This is a genomic window from Lapidilactobacillus mulanensis (genome assembly GCF_003946215.1).
Classification (GTDB): domain Bacteria; phylum Bacillota; class Bacilli; order Lactobacillales; family Lactobacillaceae; genus Lapidilactobacillus; species Lapidilactobacillus mulanensis.
Genome location: NZ_RHOW01000084.1, coordinates 1 through 3,111 on the forward strand (window position 1 = coordinate 1; position 3,111 = coordinate 3,111).

General features: G+C 35.3%; 2 protein-coding genes. One reads left to right on the forward strand and one right to left on the reverse strand.

From position 1 onward, the window contains the following. Positions 1 to 20 precede the first annotated feature (20 nt). Entirely contained in the window at positions 21 to 1,370 is a 1,350-nt protein-coding gene (locus EKM67_RS10500) for an ABC transporter substrate-binding protein (protein WP_125578929.1), read from the reverse strand. Between the two features lie 320 nt (positions 1,371 to 1,690). On the opposite strand from EKM67_RS10500, the gene EKM67_RS10505 reads away from it, so the two are divergent. Continuing rightward, the gene (locus tag EKM67_RS10505; RefSeq protein ID WP_125578930.1) at positions 1,691 to 2,677 is read left to right on the forward strand and encodes a LacI family DNA-binding transcriptional regulator; all 987 of its coding nucleotides are present in this window, start codon (positions 1,691 to 1,693) and stop codon (positions 2,675 to 2,677) included. Positions 2,678 to 3,111 lie beyond the last annotated feature (434 nt).

The window sequence follows — 3,111 nt, forward strand, 5'->3', positions numbered from 1 at the left end:
AGACGACTAACTATACCAATTTATAAGAATAGATCAGTAGTGTTGCACTTGATTTGACAATTCGGGAGGGCATATTTTTGATTAAATTGATCAGTTTGTTTCTTTAACGAATCATTCATATTTTTGCCTTGCCAATAATCAAATACGGCCATCTTCAAGTAGTTACCAGCATCACTCACATATGGGTATTGATAGACTTCAATTGCATTGTTACCTGCTTTTTGCACCTGATCATATATTTTTTGACCGCCGAAATAATCAAGTCCTTCTTTTCCTGCAGACGTGCTATAAGCTGCAACAGATGCCGATGCGCTTCCGCGTTTAAGCAAGTCTTGTTGTGATTTAGAATCTTTCACTGCAAATTCCATCAACTGCAGTGCTGCAGCTTTATTTTTTGAATTAGCGCCAATATACCATGAAGACCCACCATTAACTGGATTCTTACCGGGATTGGCCTTGCTATATCCGACAATTGTGCGCATTCTCCAAAGTCCGGTTTGTTTTGGATAATTGACAGCCATATTCCCAGCCAGCCACGTACCCTCGATAATTACCGCACTATCTTGAAATGATGGGTAACGATCCTTGTCGCTTGAATAGTATGAAACTGTTTTCGACTGTTTAAGTTTATCGACAATGTTTAGTGCATTCTTGGCCGCTTGACTGTTCAGGTTAAACTTACCTTTTTTATCAATCAAAGGTGTCCCTTGCTGTTGCATAATTTGTGTAACCAGAGATGTTTCCCCGTTTGCATCCAGTGCTAGCAAATCTTTTCCTGTCTTCTCTTTTATCTTTTTCCCGGCGTTTATCAGCTCATCCCAATCAGTAATTTTTTCCGGATCAATTCCAGCTTTCTCAAAAATGTCTTGCCGGTAAAACATCATTACCATTCCCAAATCCTGTGGAAACCCAAACAAACTATTATTTGGTGCTGTCGCTTTCAGTGAAGACAATTTAGTAGCATAAATTCCTTTTGAAAATTTCTTTTCGTATCCATCCTTGGTTAGATTTTCAAATGATGTTGGGAATTTATCAAGTAATCCTGTGATATCACTATCCTGGATAAATGATATATCTGGTAAAATTTCATTTCCAATTAATAACGGCGTAAGTTTCTGAGTTATTGCAGTTGGAGCTACGTCAGTTGTTTTTAATGAAATCTTTGTGCTATATTTTTTGTTGTATTCTTTAACAACACCGCTTAGCCAGTCAGTATTCTTCCCCTTTGGTGCATATACCTTGAGTTGTGCGTTTTCTACTCTCTTTTTTTCTGTTCCACCTGTATTCGAACTCTTATTTGTAGAATTCCCACATCCAACAAGTAATAAACTCAATACTAATCCCGTAAGAGCACCAATAATCTTCTTCATATGTTTTACATCCTCTCATCCAATCAATATAATTTTAAAAAATCGAATATTGTCTCCGCACTTCTAAATAACGGTTCCCCTATTAGCTGACTACTTTTTTTAAATACAAAATCTCAGACTATTCGCGTTGAATCACCTTCATTTTTCTTAATCGTTTAAGTGAAAAAGTAAATACGCGTGTTTACAAAGAAAATATAGCACATATGTTATTTAATGTAAACACTTTCTTAACTAAAAACTGATAAATTATTTTTTTGATCCAATATTAACTTAAACGTTAAAGTGTGTTAAGATGTTACTATTCATAAGGGGGATTTCCCGTGCGTAAAATAAGCTTAAAAAAAATTGCTGAACTGGCAGGTGTATCCGTTGCTACAGTTTCATATGCATTAAATGATAGCAATCAGGTAAGCGAAGTGACACGCGCAAAAATAAAGAAAATTGCTGCAGAAGAGCATTATGTGCCTAATTTATCGGCTCGTAACCTTCGAACTAGCAGTTCGAATTTAGTTTGTGCAATTACAAATACTTATCAAGGCAATTTCAACGGTGACGTATTGCAGGAAATTCAAAATATTTTTGGTCGTGCCGGCTATCAACTGCTCGCTGTTAGTGGGCAAATTCCAAGTCTAGTCCGTACTAACATGATCGACGGAATAATAATGTTAAACTACCGTGGAAATCAAACAGAATTACAAAATCTTGTCGATTCAATCAACAAGCCGGTAATCTTCATGACTAATGAAATTAAGTCTGATAACGCCGCTAGCATAGTAATTGATAATGATCTTGGTATTAAATATCTCGTTGAAACTATTCATCAATCGATACATCAAAAAGTTTGTTTTATTACTGGTGATAGCAACTCATACAACAGTCAGCGAAGACTAAATGCAGCCAAAAAATATTATACTAAGCTTTTCAAAAAAAACGATTTTGAAAAGCACGTTTATAGTGGGAATTATGATCCTACGTTATCTTTTGAATTAGGAAAAAAGTTTATACGCCTCAATCGTTATAATTCCTTTATCTGTTTTAACGATGATATGGCTCTCGGCATTTACCATGCCGCCAGTCAGTTAAATAAAATTGTGGGGAAAGATATTAGTGTAGTTGGTTTTGACAACTCATTCGAATCAGGCGTAATATCTCCCGGGCTCACAACTATTGATGTCGATAAAAAAGCGTGGGGTCAAGAAGTTGTAAATCAGTATTTTAAACTTAAGGAGAGTGGTTCAAAACACACGGTGACTACCCTAAAGCCTAAGCTTATCTTACGCGAATCAGTCAATATCAAAACAGATTAATCAGATGTTATGGTGTAGTTTATTTAAAATTGCTGTTCAACGCAGTCAACTGAAGCAAATAAGAATATACAAAATAGAACCAGAATAATTGGAAAATTCCAATTTATTCTGGTTCTATTTGTATTATCTTCAATTTATTACGGAATAAAGTGCATGGAAACATATACTCATCTGTATTGACGTCAGAATGCCTAATCTCAGCATATCCATTCCAAATAATATCGCCATTTCCATTAAACCAAGGCCATCTAAATGTATTTATTCCACTTTATTTAGAAAACAATCTAGTATCTATACTAAAGGTGCCGTTAAAGATTTATAAATAAATAAATATCTTACGTTCACCAGATTAAGAATTTAATTTTCCTCCCGAGTTTACAATTCAAGTGCAACACCCTGTGACCTAGACCAGAGTAGACAAAAAGGCCATGAAG